Consider the following 22,870-nt stretch of genomic DNA (forward strand, 5'->3'; position numbering starts at 1 on the left):
CTAACGCCCTAATTCCAGGGCATAAAAGGTCAGATCAACAGTAGATAAAAAACTGACATTTTCCAGCGTTTCTTGACCTTTCCCGACAAAAGAGGCACGACCTGCAACATTTTTTTAAGCGCAGCGCAAGTCAGGACAGCAGGCGCAGCAGCAGCCAGCCGCTCAGCATCGACCAGGCGAGCATCGGCAGCGAGAAGAGATGAAACTGCCACCAGACCCGGCGATCCTGCGCCATGCGCAGCGCAATCAGGTTGGCAAGGGAACCCGGCAGCAGCCCGAAACCGCCGATGTTAACCGCCCAGGCGAAAAGCTCGGACGGCGGGATTTTCTGCAACAGCAGGATGGTGGCGGGCACGTTGCTGATCACCTGCGACAGCCCGATAGCCAGCAGATAAATGGCGCCGTCGCCCAGATGCGCCACCGCATCGAAGTGACGCTGCACCAGTGGCAGATGGGTCAGCAGATAGACGTCGATAAACATGGCGATAAAAACCGCCAGCAGGCTCCAGTCGATGGTGGTCAGCACCCTGCGCGCCATCAGCAGGTAGCAGCCAATAATCAGCAGCAGCGCCCAGCCGGTCATCTGCCACTCCAGCGCGGCGACAAACACCAGGTAGAGCAGCACGCTAAGGGCGAACAGCGGCTTCTGCCACTGGCGCGCGTCGTCGTTGCCATGCTTCTCAATGGCGCGCGGCTTAAAGCTGAACCACGTCAGCGCCAGCAGCGTCAACAACAGCCAGATCGCCAGCGGGGCCATCTGCGCGATAAACCCCGCCACGCTGAGTTTACCGTGACTCCACAGCAGGATGTTTTGCGGATTGCCGACCGGGGTCAGCAGTGAGCCGGCGTTAACCGCCAGCGCCTCAAAGATGATCAATCGGGATAGCGGCAGGCGTGAAAACTTACGCAGCGTCAGGGTGAGCGGCACCAGGATAAACAGCGCCACGTCGTTGGTGAGAAAGGTCGACAGCAGCGCCGCGGCCAGCACCATAAACAGCGCCAGCGCGCGCTCGTGGCGGAAGCGGCCGATTAGCCGCGCGCCCAGTACATCAAAATAGCCGCTGGTTTCCAGCCCTTTGGTCAGCAGCAGCAGGCCCGTCAGGGTAACGATGGTGTGCCAGTCCACCGCGCGAGGCAGATCCGGCCAACGGAAGTCCGCCAGCAGCAGCAGCAGCGCGCCGAGCGCCAGCAGCAGATGCAGAAGACGATCGTGCAAAAAAGAGCGCAGCAGGGTCGACATGGTGCACCATCCAGAGGTTAACTGCGGCTTTCGTAGAATTTCTGAAATACGGCCAGGGTTTCATCACTGACGTGATGTTCGATGCCTTCAGAATCGCGACGCGCGGTTTCCGGGCTGATGCCGAGCGCGAGCAGAAAGGTTTCGACAATATGATGGCGGGCGCGACTTTCCGCCGCCAGCTTCTCCCCTTCTGCGGTTAAAAACACGCCGCGATAGGGAACCTGTTCAACCAGCCCGCCGCTGCTGAGGCGCTTCAGCATTTTCGCCACGGTAGGCTGCGAAACGCCCAGGCGCGCCGCCATATCCACCTGGCGCGCTTCGCCAAATTCACCGATTAAATCTGAGATCAACTCAACGTAGTCATCGATCAGTTCGCGGCGATGCGCTTCGCGAACCTGTCGAAATCCTTCGACATGCTCTTCGATATCTTTCAGGGGTCCTTGCGGCGCGGACACCCCAGTTTTGGCACGACGACTCATTCAGCTTCCTCTTTATTATTCTCCGTACCCGCGCAGCGAGACGGATTTGCTGCGCTCATTGTAAACCAGGCACAAAGAAGCTCAAATTTTTCGTAAATAGCATTGGCTACAGGGTATAGCCAGTGCTATATTTGTTGATATTGTAGGCAAACGCGCTGGCAATGGAGAAACGATCGTGCAGGATCCTTATCTGTTATTACTGCTGTTTCTTCTGTATGTCGCCGGGCTCTGCCTGCTATTATGACGTTACTGATTGGGAGGTCGATATGAGCACCCTGAAATGCTGCCTTGAGTGCGGCAAATGCTTCCAGACTGAAACACCGGCTTCATCCGCATCGCTGAAGTCATGGCTTTGCCTGCTGAGCCGCTCCCCGTTTTCACTGCGCCTGATGCTGGTTGAAAAACTGCTCGGCAGCAAACGCGCCAACCGCAACTGCCCTAATCTTATCTGGCGCGGTTAACGCGCTCGCGCTTCTTAACAGCCCTCCTCTCCGGTCAGGGCTGTTTTGCTATGCGCCTTTTTTAGCAGCTGCTGTCGCGCAAAAAGCATAAAAAAAACGGCCGCGAAGGGCCGTTTTTTTTTGTAACTGGTCTAAGCAAGAACTTAGAAGCTGTAACCTACGCCAGCAATCCAGGTACCTACGTCGACGTTACGGATACGGCTCTGCTCGTAACCCACGTCGATAGCAAACTGCTCGTACGGGTTGAACTGCAGACCGGCACCGTAGGAGAAGCCCACGTCGCTGGAGTCAGATTTGTCACGGACAACCGTGTCATTCTGCTGGAATTTGCCGTAGCCGATACCTACTACGCCGTAGATGCTCGCCCAGTCGTTCAGACGGTAAGCCGGACCTGCGGTGAAGCCGTAGTACTGGCCTTTGTTGTACACGCCAGAATCAGTGCGATCTTTTTCGGTGTAGGTGAAAGAACCGATCCAACCCAGCGGGTTAGAGCCGTCTTCGTAACGGTATTTCAGGTTGAAACCGTTCGCTTTGTTAGCCACGCCCTGATAGTCGGACTGAGCGTAACCGCCGGTGACTGTGCTCTGCGCCATTGCGGAACCCGCAGAAACTGCCAGAACACAAGCCAGTGCTGAAAGACATGCAATTTTTTTCATAACCACCTCAAATGTGATAATACTTCTCTCCTGACAACGCTAAAAATATAACAAAACTCAGCAAGAAACTCTGCCCGCAAATTATTGTCTAACAGAATGTTTGGTGTAACAGAAAGTTAATGAAGTTTCCTATGTTATTCATTTTACTTATATTTTGCGTCATTAAACTGCAATGAATTTCCAGCAATAAAAATTGTCGTTTAAGTAAAATCCTAAAAAAACCTGACGTTTCTTTACGTAAATGGCCCTGAAATGGGTTAAATTTCGCGCAGTCGCCAGCGGATTTTGCTGAATGTCTTCTCTGTTTTTCCCCTTGCTTCCATTAAACTGGCACCCTTTGTTACCTCTGTGTTGACTATCAGGACGCGTTTACAGGATGTCTCTTTCTCTCTCCGATAAAAACGCAGCCCCGGCTATGTCGGTCGCTGTACTGCTGATCGCCATGCTGTCGCTGCAGGGCGGCGCGTCGCTGGCGAAATCGCTGTTCCCCGCCGTAGGTGCCACCGGCATCACCGCGCTGCGCCTCGGCCTCGGCACGCTGATGCTGTGCGCGATCTTCAAACCCTGGCGGCTGCGCTTCACGCGCGAACAGCGCCTGCCCCTGCTGATCTACGGCCTGGCGCTGGGCTGCATGAACTTTCTGTTTTATCTGTCGCTGCGTACCGTGCCGCTGGGCGTAGCGGTGGCGCTGGAGTTCACCGGTCCCCTGACGCTGGCGCTGCTGGGCACGCGCCGCCTGCTGGACCTAATCTGGGTGGTGCTGGCGGTGGCCGGCCTGTGGTTCCTGCTACCGTTCGGCGAGAGTATGAAGGCGATCGATCCGCTGGGCGCGGCGCTGGCGGTCGGCGCGGGTGCCTGCTGGGCGCTCTATATTCTGGCGGGTCCGCGCGCAGGCGCGGAGCATGGTCCGGCAACGGTGGCGATGGGGTCGCTGATCGCCTCGGTGATCTTCGTGCCGCTGGGACTGACCTTCGCCGAGCCGGGCATCTGGCACTGGAGCGTGATCCCTGTGGCGCTGCTGGTCGCCCTGCTCTCCAGCGCCATTCCCTACGCGCTGGAGATGGTGGCGCTGACCCGTTTGCCGGCGCGCATTTTCGGCACCCTGATGAGCCTTGAACCCGCCGTGGCCGCGCTGTCGGGCATCCTGTTCCTGGGGGAAACGCTGTCGCTGAAGCAGTGCGCAGGCCTGCTGGCAATCATCCTGGCGTCCGCTGGCGCGACGCTGACGCTAAAGCCCAAAAATAATCAGCTGAAAGAAGTAGAAATAAACACGCCACCGCCGCAATAAGCTATTCCGCCGGCTTTAGCCGCCGGCGGATAATATTCGCCGGCTCCCGCTGGCTTTATTTTAACCAGCAATACACATTAGTATTATTATTCTGAAACATACTGTTTAACTTTGCCGCATCTTCAGATTTAACTGATTGTTAATAGGGTTCTTTATTCCGCGCATCTGCTGGCGCCGCTAATGCACTGCCCATATTTACGCTTAAGCCTTATCCGTAAATGCTGTCTATTTCAGCCATCGATAAGCTCAATACTGCAAACACGCCAGCTGCTGCTATACTTATTCCCATGCTTGATTAGGACAACCCATCAAAGAGAGGATTCATACGATGAGTACCGCAAAACTGGTTAAAACGAACGCTTCCGATCTGCTTTACACCCGTAACGATGTGGCTGACGACGAGAAAAAAGCCACCATTGAAGTGCTCAACCGTCTGGTGGTGGAATTTATCGATCTGTCGCTGATCACCAAGCAGGCGCACTGGAACATGCGCGGCGCGAATTTTATCGGCGTACATGAAATGCTGGACGGTTTCCGCACCACCATTACCGATCATCAGGACACCATCGCTGAACGTGTCGTACAGCTGGGCGGCGTAGCGCTGGGCACCACCCAGGTCGTTAACGACCGTACGCCGCTGCAAAGCTACCCGCTTAACATTCACAGCGTGCAGGATCACCTGAAGGCGCTGGCCGATCGTTACGCTATTGTCGCCAACGACACCCGTAAAGCGATCTCCGAAGTGAAAGATGAAGACACCGCTGACATCTTTACCGCGGCGTCACGCGATTTAGACAAATTCCTGTGGTTTATCGAATCTAACATCGAATAAAACTGAAAAGCGTTATCAGGCGGGGAGACCCGCCTTTTTTCTTTCTGCATCACAGAAAAATTACGATTTTTTGACCTCTATAACACTTCTGCACTCCCCTTCTTCCCACCCTTATTGCCGCATGCAAAGGTGCGATTGCACCAAAAACTCACTACGCACCATTATGGTGCCCATTTTTGGTGCAAAAGGTTTTACCCGTGCAAAATCGTGTCAGCTTTGTGGTTTAAGCTGTTGATTCTGGCTGAAATGAAAAGTTGGCATAGTTTTTTCATATGGTAAGCTGAAAACACCGCTTTCGGGCCGGGCAGTAATAAGGAAAAATGATGAAGTCACTGTTTAAAGTCTCTGTGGCCGCGCTGGCGCTGGCCTTCTCTCTCTCTTCTACCGCAGCAGAAAAAAAACTGATCGTCGCCACCGACACCGCTTTCGTGCCGTTTGAGTTCAAACAGGGCGATAAGTATGTAGGTTTTGACGTTGACCTTTGGGACGCCGTCGCCAAAGAGCTGAAGCTGGACTATACCCTGAAGCCGATGGACTTCAGCGGCATTATTCCTGCACTGCAAACGCGCAATATCGACCTGGCGCTGGCGGGCATCACCATTACCGACGAACGTAAAAAAGCGATCGAGTTCTCTGACGGCTACTACAAAAGCGGCCTGCTGGTGATGGTGCGCAACAACGAAAACGACATCAAAGGCATCAACGATCTGAACGGCAAAGTGGTGGCGGTGAAGAGCGGCACCGGTTCGGTCGATTACGCGAAGGCGCATATCAAAACCAAAGACCTGCGTCAGTTCCCGAATATCGACAACGCCTATATGGAGCTGGGCACCAACCGCGCCGACGCGGTGCTGCACGATACGCCGAATATCCTTTACTTCATCAACACCGCTGGCAAAGGCCGTTTTAAAGCGGTAGGCGACTCTATCGAAGCGCAGCAGTATGGCGTCGCATTCCCGAAAGGCAGCGACGAGCTGCGTGAAAAAGTGAACGGCGCGCTGAAGACCCTGAAAGAGAACGGCACCTATAACCAGATCTACAAAAAATGGTTTGGCAGCGAACCTAAATAATAAAATTCTGACGTTATTTTAGGCAGGGACGCGTTCCCTGCTTTTTTCCATCGCAACAAAACTGGAGTCACACCATGGAGTTTGACTGGAGCGTCATCTGGCCCGCTATGCCGGTGCTAATTGAAGGCGCGAAAATGACCCTGCTGATCTCGGTGCTCGGTCTGGTCGGCGGACTGATCATCGGCCTGGTCGCCGGCTTCGCCCGCGCCTACGGCGGCTGGATCGCCAATAATCTCGCGCTGGTCTTTATCGAGATCATTCGCGGCACCCCTATCGTCGTACAGGTGATGTTTATCTACTTCGCCCTGCCGATGGCGTTTCCCGATCTGCGTATCGATCCCTTCACCGCCGCAGTGGTGACCATTATGATCAACTCCGGCGCCTATATCGCCGAGATCACGCGCGGCGCGGTGCTGTCGATCAATAAAGGCTTCCGCGAAGCGGGCCTGGCGCTGGGTCTGTCGCGTCGCGAAACCCTGCGCTACGTGATTATGCCGCTGGCGCTGCGTCGCATGCTGCCGCCGCTCGGCAACCAGTGGATCGTCAGCATCAAAGACACCTCGCTGTTTATCGTTATCGGCGTGGCGGAACTGACGCGTCAGGGCCAGGAAATCATCGCCGGCAACTTCCGCGCGCTGGAGATCTGGAGCGCCGTGGCGATTATCTATCTCGTTATTACCCTGGTGTTGAGCTTTGTGCTGCGCCGTATTGAGAAAAGGATGAAAATCCTGTGATTGAATTCAAAAACGTTTCCAAGAGCTTTGGCACAACCCAGGTGCTGCACGACATCAACCTGAAGATTAATCAGGGAGAAGTGGTGGTGATTATCGGGCCGTCCGGCTCGGGCAAATCGACGCTGCTGCGCTGCATCAACAAGCTGGAAGAGATCAGCAGCGGCGAGCTGATCGTCGACGGCCTGAAGGTCAACGATCCTAAAGTCGACGAGCGCTTGATCCGCCAGGAAGCGGGCATGGTGTTCCAGCAGTTCCACCTGTTCCCGCAGATGAGCGCGCTGGATAACGTGGCGTTCGGCCCGATCCGCGTGCGCGGCGCAAAGAAAGCGGACGCACACCAGCTGGCGCGCGAGCTGCTGGCGAAGGTTGGCCTGGCCGAGCGCGCGCACCACTTCCCGTCTGAACTCTCCGGCGGCCAGCAGCAGCGCGTCGCTATCGCCCGCGCGCTGGCGGTGAAACCGAAAATGATGCTGTTCGATGAGCCGACCTCGGCGCTCGATCCCGAACTGCGTCACGAGGTGCTGAAGGTGATGCAGGATCTGGCGGAAGAAGGCATGACCATGGTCATCGTCACCCACGAAGTCGGCTTCGCGCAGAAAGTCGCCTCGCGCCTGATCTTTATCGACAAAGGTACCATCGCGGAAGATGGCGATCCCGACGCGCTGATTACCCAGCCGCCAAGCGATCGCCTGCGCGAGTTCCTGCAGCACGTCTCCTGATCCTCCGGGCCGACGCCTGTCGGCCCGTTGCTTTCTTCTTCTACAACAGGGCAGGCCGCCTGCCTTTCTCTACCGTACGATTAATGCCTTTCACCGCGTGCCTGGTTGACGCCTGACTATACTTCTCCACCTGTGAGCCAGAGGTTGCTAAGGAGAAAGCCATGTCGTCAGCCCACAAATATTGTCGCCTGTTGCGACAAGGGATCGCGCTGTTCCTGATGTTTTGCTGCATGCTGCCCGCAGCGCAGGCGGCCGTCACGCTGCCGCAGGCGGCGGTCGCCGCGCAGCAGTCATCGTCATCGTCCAGCGGCGTGCAAAGCGAGCCGACGCTCGACGAGAAAAAAGCCGCCTACGCCGCGCTGGCGAATATTCTGGAAGATGACCAGTCACGCAAAGCGCTGATCGCCCAGCTGCGCGGCGCCGCCAGCGCGACGGCGAAAACCAGTGCGCCAGCGCTGACGCCGCCCGCCGAAGAGGATGAGGATAAAACCGTGCTGCAGGGCGTGACCGACGTGACGCGCGAATTCGGCGGCAACGTGGCGGAAAAATTTGTCCGGCTGCATGACAACATCGCCGAGGCGCCGCATAAAACCTTTAATCCCGACACCTTTTTCAACGCGCTGCGCCACTTCGTGGTGCTGGCGGCGGCGCTGTTCACCTTTTACTGGCTGACGCGTCAGGCGATCGCGCCGCTCTATCGCCGCCTGGGGCGCTGGGGACGCGCGAAGAACCGCGAGCAGCACAACTGGGTGCAGCTGCCAGTGGCGATTATCGGCGCCTTTGTTATCGACCTGCTGCTGCTGGCGCTGACGCTGTTTGTCGGCCAGATTATCAGCGACAACTATCATGGCAACAGCCGCACCATCGCCTACCAGCAGGGGCTGTTTCTTAACGCCTTCGCGCTGATCGAGTTTTTCAAAGCGGTGCTGCGCCTGATCTTCTGTCCGGGCTTTAGCGATCTGCGCTTCTTCCACCTCAGCGACGGGCGCGCCCGCTACTGGAACACGCGGCTAAGCTGGCTCTCCGGCCTTATCGGCTATGGTCTGCTGGTGATCGTGCCGATTGTCTCTAATCAGGTCAACGTGCAGGTCGCGGCGCTGGTCAACGTGGCGATTATGGGGATCATGACCGCCTGGGCGCTGACGCTGATCTTCTCTAACCGCCGCAGCATTCATCATGCCTTGCAGCAGCTATCGGATCGCAGCATGGCGTTTTTCGCCTTTTTTATTCGCGCCTTCGCACTGGTGTGGCACTGGCTGGCGAGCGCCTACTTTATCGCGCTGTTTCTGCTCTCGATCTTTAACCCCGGTGACAGCCTGAAATTTATGATGTCCGCCTCGGTGCGCACGCTGGCGATTATCGGCATCGCCGCCTTTGTCTCCGGCATCCTGACGCGCTGGATCGGCAAGACTATTACCCTGTCGCCCGATCTGCGCCGCAACTATCCGGCGCTGCAAAAGCGCGTCAACGACTGGGTCAAGGCGCTGCTGAAGCTGGCGCGCATCATCACCGTGTTCGCCACGCTGCTGCTGCTGCTCAACGCCTGGAACCTGTTCGATCTCTGGCACTGGCTCACGGTGGGCGCCGGCGAGAAGATGGTAGATGTGCTGATCCGCATCGTGATGATCCTGCTGCTGTCGGCCATCGGCTGGACGGTGCTGGCGAGCCTGATCGAGAGCCGTCTCGCCTCAGACTCGCACGGCCGCCCGATGCCGAGCGCCCGCACCCGCACCCTGCTGACGCTGTTCCGCAACGCGCTGGCGGTGGTGATCAGCACCATCACCATTATGATTTTGCTGTCGGAAATCGGCGTCAATATCGCGCCGCTGCTGGCGGGCGCGGGCGCGCTCGGTCTGGCGGTGTCGTTCGGCTCGCAGACGCTGGTGAAGGATATTATCACCGGCATCTTTATTCAGTTTGAGAACGGCATGAATACCGGCGATCTGGTGACCATCGGCGCCATTACCGGCACGGTAGAGCGGATGTCGATTCGTTCGGTGGGCGTGCGCCAGGATACCGGCGCCTATCACATTATTCCCTGGTCTTCGATCACCACTTTCGCCAACTTTGTGCGCGGCATCGGCTCTTTCGTCGCCAACTATGACGTCGAGCGCGGCGAGGATAGCGATCGTGTTAATCGCGTGCTGCAGGAGGCGGTGAACGAGCTGCTGGAGAATGCGGATATCCGCGGCATGGTGATTGGCGAACCAAACTTCGCCGGGCTGGTGGGCTTAACCAATCAGGCCTTTACCGTGCGCGTCTCCTTTACCACTCAGCCGCTGAAACAGTGGACGGTGCGCTTCGCGCTCGACAGCATGGTGAAGAAACATTTCGACGCAGCCGGAATAAAAGCGCCGCGCCAGACGGTAGAGGTGATGCAAACCGGCACCAGCGTGGCCAGCGCGGCGGCCCTGCCCGCGCTGCCGGCGCCGGAGTAAAGCTACTTCGCCAGCCGCTGCGCGCGCGTCGCGGCGGGCATAAAGCTCCAGGCGAGGAAACGGCTCTGCTTTTGGCCCTGCGCCATGTTCACCACGCGCACCTCCGCCGCGTCGAGCGCCTGCAGCTGTTTTTCCAGCAGCGGCAGGTGCTCGCGGCGCGACACCAGCGAGGTAAACCAGACGCACTGGCGCGCCAGGGTCGCGCTCTCGGCGATCATCTTGCCGACAAAGGCTTTTTCACCGCCTTCACACCACAGCTCGTTATGCTGGCCGCCGAAGTTAAGCGGCGTGGCGCTCTCCAGCTTCAGATTGCGCACTTTGCGCTGCGAGCCGGCCGCCGCCTCCGCCGCCGAGGCGTGGAACGGCGGGTTGCAGATCACCGCATGGAAAAACTCGTTTTTGCTGATGACGCCCGCCAGCACCGCGTCGGGATTTTTCTGGCGACGCAGGCGAATGCTGCGCTGCAGGCCTGGATTGGCCGCCACGATGCGGTTAGCCGCCTTGAGTGCCGCCTCGTCGATATCGGTGCCGGTAAAACGCCAGCCATACTCGGCGTGGCCGATTAGCGGATAGATGCAGTTGGCGCCGCAGCCGATATCGAGAATATCCGCCATCGGGATCGCGCCGCGGTTGTCCAGCGCCAGCAGATCGGCCAGATAGTGCAGATAGTCGGCGCGGCCTGGCACCGGCGGACAGAGCGCGCCGGGCGCCAGCTGCCACTCCAGCCCGTAGAACAGCTTCAGCAGCGCCTGGTTCAGCAGCATCACCGCTTCCGCGTCGGCAAAATCGATCGACTGCGCGCCGTAGCCGTTGGGCCGCACTTTCGGCGCCAGCGGCGGATGCGCGGCGGTCAAGGCGGCGAAGTCATATTCGCCCTGATGGCGATTGCGGGCGTGGAAAAGATTACTGGCTGGCTTGTTCATGGCGTCTCCCGTTTTGCAGGCGCGTACAATACGCCGCAGCGCCGGGAAAATAAAGTCGCACAATCCGCTTACGCATTTCTTCCCGATGCAGCCGATGCTGTAGCGCTAAGATATTGTTAACTCTTCGCTACGGGATAAAAGATGACGCATAAACGCTACTCCTACCAGCCGCGCGCCGGTCATGGCCTGCCGCACGACCCGCTGAACGCCATTATTGGGCCGCGTCCCATTGGCTGGATCAGCTCAGTTTCCGCCGCCGGCCAGCGCAACCTGGCGCCTTACAGCTTCTTCAACTGCTTCAACTACCATCCGCCGATTATCGGCTTCGCCAGCAGCGGCTGGAAAGACAGCGTGCGCAACATCAGCGAAAGCAAAGAGTTCGTCTGGAACCTGGCAACGCGTCCGCTGGCGGAAGCGATGAACGAGAGTTCAGCCTCGGTGCCGCCGGATCAGGATGAATTCGTGCTGGCGGGCGTGACGCCGCTGGCCGCCTCGCAGGTTAAGGCGAGCCTGGTGGCGGAAAGCCCGGTTAACTTCGAGTGCCGCCTGACCCAGCTGATCCAGCTGCAGGACGCCCAGGGCAATCCCATTGACAGCTGGCTGGTGCTGGGTGAGGCGATCGCCATTCATATCGACGAGTCGCTGCTGGATGAGGGGATCTATCAGACGGCGCGCGCCGAACCGATCCTGCGCGCCGGCGGGCCGAGCGCCTACTACGGCATCAGCGAGAACGAGCGCTTCGACCTGATGCGCCCAGACGCGCGCCGTCGTTAAGCGATGTGACCGCAGGCGATAAAACGCTGCACCAGCGGCTTCAGCACCTTCTGCAGGGCTGAAGCCCGCTCCTGCCGCCAGGCGAACGGCGGCGTCTCGTCCATATAGTTGAGCTGCGCCAGCTCCAGCTGCACCGCCTGAATGTTCTCCGCCGGCTGACCGTAAGCACGCGTAATGTAGCCGCCCTTAAAGCGTCCGTTCACCACCCAGCTGTAGTCGCTCTGCGCCGCGCAGACCGCTTCCAGCCCCTGCGTCACCTCGGCGCGACAGCTTTTGCCGTCGTTAGTGCCGATATTCAGATCCGGCAGACGTCCTTCGAACAGGCGCGGTATCTCGCTGGCGATAGAGTGGGCGTCAAACAGCAGCGCGTAGCCGTGCTCCGCCTTAAGGCGCGCCAGCTCCTGCTGGATCTGCTGATGATAGGGCTGCCAGATATCGGCGAGATAGCCTGCGCGCTGCGCCGCCGTGGGCGTGCTGCCCGGCGCAAAAGTCGGCGAGCCGTTGAACAGGGTTTCCGGAAAGAGGCCGGTGGTGGCGGTGGCGTAGAGCGGCTGATTGTCCGGCGGTCGATTAAGATCGATAACGAAACGTGAATAGTGGCCGATCAGCACGCTGGCGCCGAGATCGCGCACAAAATCGAACAGCAGCGGAATATGCCAGTCGGTGTCGGGCAGGCCGCGCGCCGCCTCGCTCAGCCCCGCGTCCACCTCTGGCGTGAGCTGCGTGCCGGCATGAGGAATGCTGACCAGCAGCGGCAGGCTGCCCGGCGTAAAGTGAAAAGGTGTCATTGCGCATCTCCGCGATAGATAACGGTACAGGGCAGCTCGCCGCCCAGCCAGTAAACCAGTTCCGCCGGGCGTGCCAGCGGCCAGTGGACGAAGTTCGCCACTTTGCCCGCCTCCAACGAGCCGTGCGTTCTCTGCAGCCCCAGCGCTTTGGCGCCCCAGAGCGTGACGCCCGCCAGCGCCTCTTCCGGCGTCATGCCGAACAGCGTGCAGCCCATATTGAGCATCAGGCGCAGCGAGAGCGCGGGCGAGGTGCCGGGATTGGCGTCGCTGGCCAGCGCCATCGGCACGCCGTGCTGACGAAACAGCGCCACCGGCGGCCGCTGGGTTTCGCGCAGCAGATAGAAAGCGCCGGGCAGCAGCACCGCCACCGTGCCCTGCTCGCCCATCGCCCGCGCGTCCTCTTCGGTGGCGTATTCCAGATGATCGGCGGAGAGGGCGCCGTAGCGCGCCGCCAGCCGCGCGCCGCCCAGCGAGGAGAGCTGCTCGGCGTGTAGCTTCACCGGCAGGCCCAGCTCGACGGCCTTGTCGAACACGCGCGCCACCTGCGCCGGCGAGAAGGCGAGATGCTCGCAGAAGGCGTCTACCGCGTCCGCCAGCCCGTTGGCCTTTACCTGCGGCAGGATGCGCTGGCAAATCAGGTCGACCCAGCCGTCAGGATCCTGTTTGAATTCCGGAGGAAAGGCGTGCGCCGCCAGGCAGGTCGCCAGCACGTCAGCCGGCACACTCGCGCCAAGCTGGCGTATCGCGCTCAGCATGCGCAGCTCGCTCTCCTCATCCAGCCCGTAGCCCGATTTAATCTCCACCGTGGTGACCCCTTCCGCCAGCAGCCGGTTAAGCCGCCAGCGCGCCGACGCCACCAGCGCCTCTTCGCTGGCGGCGCGCGTGGCGCGCACCGTGGAGAGAATGCCGCCGCCCTGCGCGGCGATCTCGGCGTAGCTGACACCGTTAAGACGCTGTTCGAACTCCGCGCTGCGGTCGCCGCCGAACACCAGATGGGTATGGCAGTCGATCAGCCCTGGCGTCACGATGCCGCCGTCGAAGCGGTGCTGATGGCGCGGCGTAAAAGCGGGCATCTCTGCGCGCGGCCCTACCCAGACCAGCTTGCCGGCGTCTACCGCCAGCGCGCCATCTTCGATAATGTGATATTTGCCTTCGCGCATGGTGACCAGATTGGCCCCCAGCCACAGGCTCTCTATCTCTCCGCTCTCCGCCATACCCTCTCCTCCTGCGATGGACGATTTACTCCGCCCGCTAAAGTATGTATATGTATATACAACTACATCCGCTGAGGATCAACTATGGCAACCTGTTTTGCTCCACGCGCGCTGCTGGCCGACGGCTGGCGACATCAGGTGCGTATCACCGTTAACGACGCCGGGATCATCGAGAGCGTAACGCCCGACAGCGACGCGCAGGATGCTGTTCGCCTGCCGGGCGCGGTGATCCCCGCTGTCGCCAATCTGCATTCGCACGCCTTCCAGCGCGCCATGGCGGGGCTGGCGGAGGTGGCGGGCGATCCACAGGATAGCTTCTGGACCTGGCGCGATTTGATGTATCGCATGGTGCAGCGCCTGACGCCGGAGCAGGTCGGCGCCATCGCCGCCTATCTCTATATCGAGATGCTGAAAGGCGGCTATACCCAGGTGGCGGAGTTTCACTATCTGCATCATGACGCCAGCGGCGCGCCCTACGCCCAGGACGCGATGCTGCAGCAGCTGATGCAGGCGGCGGAGATCGCCGGCATCGGCCAGACGCTGCTGCCGGTGCTCTACAGCCACAGCGGCTTCGGCGCGCAGCCGCCGCTGCCGGGGCAGAAACGCTTTATTCAGCAAACCGAGGCGTATCTGCGCCAGCAGGAGCGGCTGGCGGCAAGCCTGCGCGGTAAGCCGCTGCTCAATCGCGGCCTCTGCTTTCACTCGCTGCGCGCGGTCAGCGAGGCGCAGATGCGCGAAACGCTGGACGCCAGCGACAGCGGGCTGCCGGTGCATATTCACGTCGCCGAGCAGGAGAAAGAGGTCAAGGACTGCGTCGCCTGGAGCGGCGAACGCCCGGTGGAGTGGTTACTTAACCGCTTCGAAGTAGATGCGCGCTGGTGCCTGATCCACGCCACGCATCTCGACGCGCGCGAAATCACGCAGCTCGCCGCCAGCCGTGCGGTGGCTGGCCTCTGCCCCACCACTGAAGCCAACCTGGGCGACGGCATTTTCCCGGCGGTGGAGTTTATCGCGCAGGGCGGGCGCTGGGGCATCGGCTCCGACAGCCACGTTTCGCTCAGCGCGCAGGAGGAGCTGCGCTGGCTGGAGTATGGCCAGCGGCTGCGCGATCGCCGCCGCAACCGCATCGCCACGTCGGCGCAGCCGTCGGTGGGCGATCTGCTGTGGCGCAGCGCAGCGCAGGGCGGCGCGCAGGCGTGCGGCGTCGCGCTCGGCGCGCTGTCGCCGGGCAAACGCGCCGACTGGCTGGTGCTGGCGCAGGATGAGTGGCTCGGCGGCGTCGACGACGCGGCGCTGCTCAACCGATGGCTGTTTGCCGGACGGCGGGAGCAGATCCGCGAGGTGTGGGTGGCGGGCCGCGCGGTGATCGCGGCGGGACGTCACGCCGCGGAAGAGGCCTGCGCCGCCGCGTTTCAACAGGCGATGGCGGCGCTGCGATGAGAACGCGCTTCCGCTACGCGGATCTCCCGGTCAGCCGCTGGCGCAACGGCGGCGGTGAAACGCGCGAGATCGTCAGCTATCCGCCGGGCGAAGCAAATTTCGCCTGGCGCGCCAGTATCGCTACCCTCGCCTGCGACGGCCCCTTTTCGCGCTTTCCCGGCATCGAGCGGGTGATCACCCTGCTGCGCGGCGACGCGGTGCGCCTGAGCGCGCCGGACAGCGTGCACCTCCTGCAGCCGCTCCAGCCCTGGCGCTTCCCCGGCGAATGGGCGATCGAAGCCGTGCTGCAGGGGGAAAGCGAGGATTTTAATATCATGACGCGGCGCGACAGCTGGCAGGCGCAGGTCACGGTGACGGAGCAGGCAGCCGTCAGCCTGCACGGCGTCGCCTGGGCGATCGCAGGCGAGTGGCAACTGGCGAGCGGCGAACGCCTGGGCGCTGCGGAAGGCGTGTGGTGGCTCAATGAGGAGACGCAGCTGACGCCCGCAACACCGGACGCCAGGCTGCTGCTGACGCGCCTTAGCCGTGTCCCTTGAAGCGGCCCAGCAGCTTATAGCGCGATCCCGGATAGAGCAGACGGGCATAGGTCACGATGCGGGTGTCGCTCCAGGTCTGACGCCGGATCAGCAGGCAGGGCTCATGCTCGTCCAGCGACAGATGTTTGCGCTGGCGCGCATCCGGCAGCACCGCCTCGACAATATGCTCGCCGGCGGTCAGCGGCGCGACCCGCATCAAGTAAGTGTAGGGGGTAAACTGCTGATAGTCCTGGCTGAGATAGTCGGGCGCCACCTGCGGATTGACCAGACGATCCTCCAGCTGAACCGGCAGGTCATCTTCGTAGTGCACCATCAGCGAATGGAAAATGGTCTGCCCGGTGCTTAAGCCGAGCACCGCCGCCTGCTCGGGATCGGCTTTATTCTGACCGATCGCCAGGATCTGACAGCGGTGCTGATGGCCGCGCTGGGCGATCTCATCGGCGATGTTATGCACTTCCAGCATCGCCGTGTAGCCTTTCATCTCCGCCACGAAGGTGCCGACGCCCTGCATGCGCACCAGAAACCCCTCGCTGGTGAGTTCGCGCAGCGCGCGGTTGATGGTCATACGGCTCACGCCCAGTTCGTTGACCAGTTCGCTTTCGGACGGCACGCGCTGATTCGCCTTCCAGCTACCCGCGCGGATCTGGCTGATAATCGCCTGCTTCACGCGCTGGTAGATGGGCGCCGGCTCATCGCTCATCGCGGCCGCCAGCTGCGCTATTGCCGAATGCTCAACCATATTCATTTCCTTATCACGATAGTGCCTGAAGTTTACTGTCTCGCGGCGCGAATGTATATACATCTGCAGCCGCCTTCGCCTTGCCAGCGCGCTATGCCCGTCACGGTAATTTGTGATCGCGCTGGCATAGCAAATGCTTATAGCTTGCCAGTTGTATAGACAAGAATAGACACTTGTGTTTCACTCGATTTTATTTGCTGCGCCGAGGAAAACCGTTTTGGGTTTTTGCTTAACGCGCTTACTTGTATAGACAGGAGTAGACTATGTCAGGTTCAGCTCAGGCGATGCGCCTGGTTCCCGGTGAAGTGGATCTTGCCGCGCTGCGCAGGGTGTATCAGGGCGGCGTTACGCTGACGCTCGATGAGCGGGCGCAGGAGGCTATTCTGCGCGCGCAGCAAACCGTGGACGATATCGTCGTCTCCGGCAGAGTGGTGTACGGCATCAACACCGGTTTCGGCAAGCTGGCGCAGACGCAAATCCCCGCCAGCCGCCTGGCGGATCTGCAGCGCAACCTGGTGCTGTCGCACAGCGTCGGCCTGGGCGATCTGCTGCCCGACAACGTGACGCGTCTGGTGATGGCGACGAAAATTATCAGCCTGGCGCGCGGCCACTCCGGCGTGCGTATCGCGCTGATCGAGGCGCTGCTGCGGCTGTTCAACGCCGGCGTGATGCCCTGCATTCCCGAAAAAGGCTCGGTGGGCGCGTCGGGCGATCTGGCGCCGCTGGCGCATCTCTCGCTAATGCTGCTGGGCGAAGGTCAGGTGCGCGTCGACGGCGCGCTGGTGCCGGCGCGTGAAGGGCTTGCCTCGGTGGGGCTGGAACCCTTCGTGCTCGGCCCGAAAGAGGGCCTGGCGCTGCTGAACGGCACCCAGGTCTCGACCGCGCTGGCGCTGCGCGGCCTGTTCGAGGCGGAAAACCTGATGGCCGCCGGACTGGTAGCAGGCGCGCTGTCGCTGGAGGCGATCAAAGGCTCGCTGAAACCCTATGACGCGCGCATTCATCAGGCGCGCGGCCAGCGCGGACAGATCGCCGTGGCCGCGGCGGTAGCGGCGCTGGTTGAAGGCAGCGAGATCCTCGGCTCGCACGTCAACTGCGGCCGCGTGCAGGATCCCTACTCGGTGCGCTGCGTGCCGCAGGTGATGGGTGCCTGCCTCGATAACCTCACCCACGCCGCGCGCGTGCTGCAGATTGAAGCCAACGCCGCCTCCGATAACCCGCTGGTGTTCAGCGACAGCGGCGACGTGATCTCCGGTGGCAATTTCCACGCCGAGCCGGTGGCCTTCGCCGCCGACATTATCGCGCTGGCCGTCGCCGAAATCGGCGCCATTTCCGAGCGCCGCATGGCGCTGCTGCTCGACACCGGCCTGTCGGGGCTGCCGCCTTTTCTGGTGCGCGACGGCGGCGTTAACTCCGGCTTTATGATTGCGCAGGTCACCGCCGCCGCCCTCGCCTCAGAGAATAAATCGCTGGCGCATCCAGGCAGCGTCGACAGCCTGCCGACCTCTGCCAACCAGGAAGATCACGTTTCAATGGCGACCTATGCGGCGCGCCGTCTCGGCAGTATGTGCTTTAACACCGCGGCGGTGGTCGGCATCGAAGCGATGGCCGCCGCGCAGGGCATTGAGTTCCACCGTCCGCTGCAAAGCTCGGCGCAGCTTGAGCAGGAGATTGCCCGCATTCGTCAGCAGGTCGCTTTCCTTGAGGAAGACCGCCTGCTGGCGCCCGATATCGAGGCCATGCGTCTCTGGGCCAGCCGCTGCGACTGGCCCGACTTTCTCACGGCGCTGCTGCCCAGCCAGCAGACCGTCTCTTCTGGTGAATAAGGAATCCGCGATGAGTGAAACTCTCTCCCAGGCCGTGGCGCGCGAAGTGCGTGCGCCGCACGGCACTACGCTGCACTGCGCCAACTGGCTGATCGAAGCCGCGTGGCGCATGATCCAGAATAACCTCGATCCCGACGTGGCCGAGCGGCCGGAAGATCTGGTGGTGTATGGTGGCATCGGCAAGGCGGCGCGCAACTGGGACTGCTTTGAGCAGATCCTGCGCTCGCTGGAGCTGCTTCAGCCCGACGAAACCCTGCTGATCCAGTCCGGCAAGCCGGTGGGCGTTTTTCGTACCCACGCCGACGCGCCGCGCGTGCTGCTGGCGAACTCAAACCTGGTGCCGCACTGGGCCAACTGGGATCACTTTCACGAGCTGGATAAGGCGGGGCTGATGATGTACGGCCAGATGACCGCCGGCTCCTGGATCTACATCGGCGCCCAGGGCATCGTGCAGGGCACCTACGAAACCTTCGTCGAAGCGGGCCGCCAGCACTATAACGGCGATCTGGCCGGACGCTGGATCCTGACCGCCGGTCTCGGCGGTATGGGCGGCGCGCAGCCGCTGGCGGGCGTGCTGGCGGGCGCCTGCGTGCTGGCTATCGAGTGTCAGGAGTCGCGTATCGACTTTCGTCTGCGCACCCGCTATGTCGACCATAAAGCCTATACGCTGGACGAAGCGCTGCAGCTAATTGACGCGGCGACGCAGGCGAAGCAGGCGATCTCCGTCGGCCTGCTGGGCAACGCCGCCGAGATCCTGCCGGAGATGGTGAAACGCGCCCGCGCGGGCGGCCTGAAGCCCGATATCGTGACCGATCAGACCTCGGCGCACGATCCGGTGAACGGCTATCTGCCGATTGGCTGGGACGTGGCGCGCTGGCAGGCTGAACGCGCCAGCGCGCCGAAAGCGGTGGAAAAGGCGGCGCGCGCCTCGATGGCGGTGCACGTGCAGGCGATGCTTGACTTCTGCCATATGGGCATTCCCACGGTGGACTACGGCAACAATATTCGCCAGGTGGCGCTGGATGAGGGCGTAGATAACGCCTTTGATTTCCCCGGTTTTGTGCCGGCCTATATTCGTCCGCTGTTCTGCGAGGGCAAAGGGCCGTTCCGCTGGGTGGCGCTGTCGGGCGATCCAGAGGATATCTATAAAACTGACGCGAAGCTCAAAGCGCTGTTTCCGCAGCATAAAAGCCTGCATCGCTGGCTCGATATGGCGCAGGAGCGCATCGCCTTTCAGGGACTGCCGGCGCGCATCTGCTGGCTGGGTCTGGGCGAGCGGCATCTGGCCGGGCTGGCGTTCAACGAGATGGTGCGCAACGGCGAGCTGAAGGCGCCGGTTGTGATTGGCCGTGACCACCTCGACTGCGGCTCTGTCGCCTCGCCGAACCGCGAAACCGAGTCGATGAAGGATGGTTCCGACGCGGTGTCCGACTGGCCGCTGCTTAACGCCCTGCTGAACACCGCGGGCGGCGCGACCTGGGTGAGCCTGCACCACGGCGGCGGCGTTGGCATGGGTTTTTCGCAGCATGCCGGCGTGGTGATTGTCTGCGACGGCAGCGAGCAGGCGGACCAGCGTCTGGGCCGCGTGCTGTGGAACGATCCCGCCACCGGCGTTATGCGCCATGCGGACGCCGGGTATGCGAGCGCGCAGGCCTGTGCGGCCGAGCACGGGCTTAATTTACCGATGATGAAGTAAGGGGCGCCAGGCCGGGCGCGGGCGGCGGCGGGTTCCGTCCCGCTCGGTGGTTGCCTGCTGCGCAGGCGGGCTAAGGTGCCGGTTTCGTTCGCCCGACAGCCGGGCAGTTTCATTTCGCCCGCTGCGGGCGACCGAGCAGGGCCGGTAGGCGCCGGCCCTGCTCCCGCGCCCCGGGCCAGCGCCCCCACAACCCCCGCTGCAAAGCTCATCTGTTTCATGACGACCATCATTGCTGTAAGCATGAACTTTGCTTTTAGACCACGCAGTCGTTAACAAAAAACAGAGGAATTGCAGGCGGGGGTGTGGTCGAGGCATCTGACACGCTGAGGCGCGCACGGCGGCCAGGACGAGCCGACAGGACGTCGGCGAGAGCGCGGCATGAGACAGGACAAAAACGTCGGGAGCGTTTTTGCACCGCGCAAAGCGCTGGCCCCGAAGGGGTGAGCCCCAGGGATGGGGCGAATAGGTCGAATCCGCGCGGTCCGTCGGCCGACGTAAGCAACGAAGGGACCGCGCGCAGCGCGGCGTGGAAGCTGCCGGAAGCCGGGATTGTTAAGGGGCTGGCGAGCCCCTTAACACGCTCGCCAGCAGCGGCGCTGCTGAAACTCCCTGCCGTCTGGCGGACGGAACCCGCTCAGAGCCGCCTGCGCAGCAGGCAAACCCACTCAAAGCCGCGCGCTGCGCGCAAAAGGCAAGCGGGGCCGCTACCCCGCACCGCCCTCAGCCGGTCTGCTGCCCCTTATTCCCTTTGGTTCTGACCTATAGCCAAATTCCCGCTGCGGAAGATAGACGCGCCTGCGCCTTGCCACTACAGTGGAGATTCATCACTACAGGAGCGCGATTTCGCATGACCTTATCCCCTGCCCTGCTCGACCAGGCCCAACAGTGGCGCCATCAGTTTCACCGCGAACCGGAACTCGGCTATCAGGAGCACAACACAGGCGATCGGGTTGCTCAGGAGCTGGAGCTGGCGGGATTACAGGTGCATCGCGGCCTGGCAGGCACGGGCGTGGTGGGCACGCTGCGCAATGGCGCAGGCCCCGTCATTGGCCTGCGCGCGGATATGGACGCGCTGCCCATCACGGAAAAAGGCAGCCCGCAGTGGCGCTCGACGCGTCAGGGCGTGATGCACGCCTGCGGCCATGACGGACATACCGCCATCCTGCTGGCGGCGGCGCTGCAGCTGGCGGCGACGCGTCGCTTCCGCGGCACGGTGCACTTTATCTTTCAGCCCGCCGAGGAGAACCTGGGCGGCGCGCGCAAAATGGTGGAAGAGGGGCTGTTTCAGCGCTTCCCGATGGATGCAGTCTATGCGCTGCACAACTGGCCAGGCATGCCGGTCGGCTCGCTGGCGGTCAATCCCGGCGCGATGATGGCCTCGCTCGACTCGTTTGAAATTACCCTTAACGGCAAGAGCTGCCACGCGGCGATGCCGGAGAGCGGCGCCGATCCGATGGTGGTGGCCGCCGAGCTGATTCTGGCGCTGCAAACCATTCCCTCGCGTCGCCTGTCGCCGCTCGCCTCGGCGGTGGTCAGCGTGACGCAGATCCACGGCGGCGAGGCAATTAACGTCATCCCGGAAACCCTGGTGCTGCGCGGCACGGTGCGATGTTTGCAGACCGACGTACGCAACCGGGTACGCGGTCTGATTGAAGAGTTTGTTTCTACCCTGCCGCGCCCGTTCGGCGTCAGCGGCGAGATCCACTGGTTTCCCGGCTATCCGGTCACCGCCAACCACGCCGCACCGGCTGAACAGGTGCGCGAGGTGGCGCGCCAGATGCTGGGCGACGATGCGGTGCGCTGGCAGGTCAATCCTTCGATGGCGTCAGAAGATTTCGCCTGCATGCTGGATGTCTGTCCCGGCGCCTATTTCTGGCTGGGCGCCGATGGCGCCACCCCTTCCGCGCCGCTGCACAATGCCGAATATGACTTTAACGACGCGCTGATCCCGCTGGGCGTCGAATTCTGGCAGCGGCTGGTCGAGCAGGCGCTGCCGCAAAACTAAGCTAGAATCCCGCGTCGCTCAGGCGTGCCAGCGCCTCTTCCAGCGACGCGCATTCCCCGCTGGCGCGCAAACAGCAGGCGAGTTGCAGGCGCAGCGCCTGCGGCACCGGACGCTCGCCATTGAGCACCGCTTCGCTCCAGCGCGCGGTCACCTGCGCCGATTTATCGGCAGGCAGTTCCAGCGCCACTTCCGGCTGACGTTCTACCCACACTTCCGCATCACGTTCCGCCCCGCCGATAAAGCTTATTGACGGGCAGCGCAGCGGGCTGGCGTAGACCTCGCCCTCCGTGCCGTTCAGCAGAATAGCGGGCGCGTCGATGTCGCTAAAAAATTTCGCGACGCGCGGCACATATTCCGGATGCGACACGCTGGAGAGACGCAGCGCTTCACGTTCGCCGAACGGCGTCGCCAGCTTCACCAGCGTATGCGCGCTGCTGCGCACGCCCATGCGCCAGCGCAGCGAGAGCTGTTTCGCCATCGGCGGACAGAGATGATCGATAGTGATAAAGGCGATGTCGCCCCTGTCGAGCGCCGCCTGCGCCTGCTGCCTCGTCGTCACCGCCGCGATCCCAAGCGCGGCGAACACCTGCTCGCTGGTGACGCGCGTCGCATCGTCGCTGACGCCGTGCACCAGCACGGGAAAGCCCAGGCGATGCAGCAGCAGCGCCAGCAGCGGCGTCAGGTTGCCCTGGCGGCGCGCGCCGTTGTAGCTCGGGATGACAATGGGCTGCGGACGGTGCGCGGGTGCCTGTAGCCGCATCATGCATGCCTGCATCGCCTGATAGAATCCGCGCATCTCCTCTTCGCCTTCGCCTTTGATGCGCAGCGCGATAAGGATGCCGCCCAGCTCCAGATCGGGCACCTCGCCCGCCAGCATCGCCGCGTAAAGCGCCTGCGCGGTGGCAAGATCCAGATCGCGCGCGTGGTTTTTGCCGCGCCCGATCTCCTTAATCACTTTATTCAGTTCCATTCTTCGCTTCCGGTCAGAGACCGCCGCAGAACGGCGGCCAAAAGA

The 22,870-nt window shown here is 61.7% G+C and carries 21 protein-coding genes; 13 read left to right on the forward strand and 8 right to left on the reverse strand.

Annotated features, from left to right (window positions below; all coding sequences use genetic code 11):
* Nucleotides 1-130 precede the first annotated feature (130 nt).
* Nucleotides 131-1,240, reverse strand: a complete 1,110-nt coding sequence (locus MC269_RS12410; protein ID WP_239952590.1) for an SLC13 family permease — start codon at nt 1,238-1,240, stop codon at nt 131-133.
* Between the two features lie 17 nt (nt 1,241-1,257).
* Entirely contained in the window at nt 1,258-1,719 is a 462-nt protein-coding gene (gene mntR / locus MC269_RS12415; RefSeq protein ID WP_081136005.1) for a manganese-binding transcriptional regulator MntR, read from the reverse strand.
* Between the two features lie 266 nt (nt 1,720-1,985).
* Between mntR and MC269_RS12420 the strand changes: the two genes are divergently transcribed.
* Nucleotides 1,986-2,180: a hypothetical protein gene (locus tag MC269_RS12420; protein ID WP_081136367.1), complete on the forward strand. Its 195-nt coding sequence runs from the start codon at nt 1,986-1,988 to the stop codon at nt 2,178-2,180.
* Between the two features lie 143 nt (nt 2,181-2,323).
* Here MC269_RS12420 and ompX read toward each other — a convergent pair whose 3' ends face one another.
* Complete coding sequence (ompX, locus tag MC269_RS12425; protein WP_081136008.1) at nt 2,324-2,836, reverse strand: outer membrane protein OmpX; 513 nt, start codon at nt 2,834-2,836, stop codon at nt 2,324-2,326.
* 376 nt (nt 2,837-3,212) lie between these two features.
* Here ompX and rhtA point away from each other — a divergent pair, with 376 nt between their 5' ends.
* The 6 genes from rhtA to ybiO all read left to right on the forward strand — a co-directional run bounded on the left by rhtA (nt 3,213) and on the right by ybiO (nt 9,917).
* Nucleotides 3,213-4,124, forward strand: coding sequence for a threonine/homoserine exporter RhtA (gene rhtA, locus MC269_RS12430; protein ID WP_239952591.1), 912 nt, complete (start codon nt 3,213-3,215; stop codon nt 4,122-4,124).
* A gap of 328 nt (nt 4,125-4,452) precedes the next feature.
* The gene (gene dps, locus MC269_RS12435; RefSeq protein WP_081136014.1) at nt 4,453-4,956 is read left to right on the forward strand and encodes a DNA starvation/stationary phase protection protein Dps; all 504 of its coding nucleotides are present in this window, start codon (nt 4,453-4,455) and stop codon (nt 4,954-4,956) included.
* A gap of 323 nt (nt 4,957-5,279) precedes the next feature.
* Entirely contained in the window at nt 5,280-6,026 is a 747-nt protein-coding gene (glnH, locus tag MC269_RS12440; protein WP_239952592.1) for a glutamine ABC transporter substrate-binding protein GlnH, read from the forward strand.
* A gap of 74 nt (nt 6,027-6,100) precedes the next feature.
* Nucleotides 6,101-6,760, forward strand: a complete 660-nt coding sequence (gene glnP / locus MC269_RS12445) for a glutamine ABC transporter permease GlnP (RefSeq protein WP_081136017.1) — start codon at nt 6,101-6,103, stop codon at nt 6,758-6,760.
* Nucleotides 6,757-7,479, forward strand: a complete 723-nt coding sequence (glnQ, locus tag MC269_RS12450; protein WP_081136020.1) for a glutamine ABC transporter ATP-binding protein GlnQ — start codon at nt 6,757-6,759, stop codon at nt 7,477-7,479. The genes glnP and glnQ overlap by 4 nt, the downstream gene beginning before the upstream one ends.
* A gap of 161 nt (nt 7,480-7,640) precedes the next feature.
* Nucleotides 7,641-9,917, forward strand: a complete 2,277-nt coding sequence (gene ybiO, locus MC269_RS12455; protein WP_371824341.1) for a mechanosensitive channel protein — start codon at nt 7,641-7,643, stop codon at nt 9,915-9,917.
* Between the two features lie 2 nt (nt 9,918-9,919).
* Here the strand turns inward: ybiO and rlmF are convergent, their stop codons facing one another.
* On the reverse strand, nt 9,920-10,840 hold the full coding sequence (gene rlmF / locus MC269_RS12460; protein WP_239952593.1) for a 23S rRNA (adenine(1618)-N(6))-methyltransferase RlmF: 921 nt from the start codon (nt 10,838-10,840) through the stop codon (nt 9,920-9,922).
* 141 nt (nt 10,841-10,981) lie between these two features.
* Here rlmF and MC269_RS12465 point away from each other — a divergent pair, with 141 nt between their 5' ends.
* Entirely contained in the window at nt 10,982-11,614 is a 633-nt protein-coding gene (locus tag MC269_RS12465; protein ID WP_239952594.1) for a flavin reductase family protein, read from the forward strand.
* On the opposite strand, the gene hutG is transcribed toward MC269_RS12465, so the two are convergent.
* Together hutG and hutI are read right to left on the reverse strand one after the other, a co-directional pair.
* Entirely contained in the window at nt 11,611-12,402 is a 792-nt protein-coding gene (hutG, locus tag MC269_RS12470) for an N-formylglutamate deformylase (protein WP_081136029.1), read from the reverse strand. The genes MC269_RS12465 and hutG overlap by 4 nt on opposite strands.
* On the reverse strand, nt 12,399-13,616 hold the full coding sequence (gene hutI / locus MC269_RS12475; protein ID WP_239952595.1) for an imidazolonepropionase: 1,218 nt from the start codon (nt 13,614-13,616) through the stop codon (nt 12,399-12,401). Before hutI ends, hutG begins: the two co-directional genes overlap by 4 nt.
* Before the next feature lie 84 nt (nt 13,617-13,700).
* On the opposite strand from hutI, the gene MC269_RS12480 reads away from it, so the two are divergent.
* On the forward strand, nt 13,701-15,056 hold the full coding sequence (locus tag MC269_RS12480) for a formimidoylglutamate deiminase (protein ID WP_239952596.1): 1,356 nt from the start codon (nt 13,701-13,703) through the stop codon (nt 15,054-15,056).
* Entirely contained in the window at nt 15,053-15,592 is a 540-nt protein-coding gene (locus MC269_RS12485; RefSeq protein ID WP_239952597.1) for a HutD family protein, read from the forward strand. The genes MC269_RS12480 and MC269_RS12485 overlap by 4 nt, the downstream gene beginning before the upstream one ends.
* Here MC269_RS12485 and hutC read toward each other — a convergent pair.
* Nucleotides 15,576-16,331: a histidine utilization repressor gene (gene hutC, locus MC269_RS12490; protein ID WP_081136044.1), complete on the reverse strand. Its 756-nt coding sequence runs from the start codon at nt 16,329-16,331 to the stop codon at nt 15,576-15,578. The two genes, MC269_RS12485 and hutC, sit on opposite strands and share 17 nt — an antisense overlap.
* 263 nt (nt 16,332-16,594) lie before the next feature.
* Here hutC and hutH point away from each other — a divergent pair, with 263 nt between their 5' ends.
* The 3 genes from hutH (at nt 16,595) to MC269_RS12505 (ending at nt 21,855) form a co-directional block, all read left to right on the forward strand.
* Nucleotides 16,595-18,154, forward strand: coding sequence for a histidine ammonia-lyase (gene hutH / locus MC269_RS12495; protein WP_239952598.1), 1,560 nt, complete (start codon nt 16,595-16,597; stop codon nt 18,152-18,154).
* A gap of 10 nt (nt 18,155-18,164) precedes the next feature.
* Entirely contained in the window at nt 18,165-19,850 is a 1,686-nt protein-coding gene (gene hutU / locus MC269_RS12500) for a urocanate hydratase (RefSeq protein WP_239952599.1), read from the forward strand.
* A gap of 847 nt (nt 19,851-20,697) precedes the next feature.
* On the forward strand, nt 20,698-21,855 hold the full coding sequence (locus MC269_RS12505) for a M20 aminoacylase family protein (RefSeq protein WP_239952600.1): 1,158 nt from the start codon (nt 20,698-20,700) through the stop codon (nt 21,853-21,855).
* A gap of 1 nt (nt 21,856) precedes the next feature.
* Here the strand turns inward: MC269_RS12505 and ybiB are convergent, their stop codons facing one another.
* Nucleotides 21,857-22,825 carry a DNA-binding protein YbiB gene (ybiB, locus tag MC269_RS12510; RefSeq protein WP_239952601.1) on the reverse strand — a complete coding sequence of 323 codons (969 nt, stop codon included), beginning with the start codon at nt 22,823-22,825 and terminating at the stop codon, nt 21,857-21,859.
* Nucleotides 22,826-22,870: the final 45 nt, after the last annotated feature.

Source organism: Pantoea sp. Z09 (genome assembly GCF_022394795.1).
Classification (GTDB): Bacteria; Pseudomonadota; Gammaproteobacteria; order Enterobacterales; family Enterobacteriaceae; genus Pantoea; species Pantoea latae.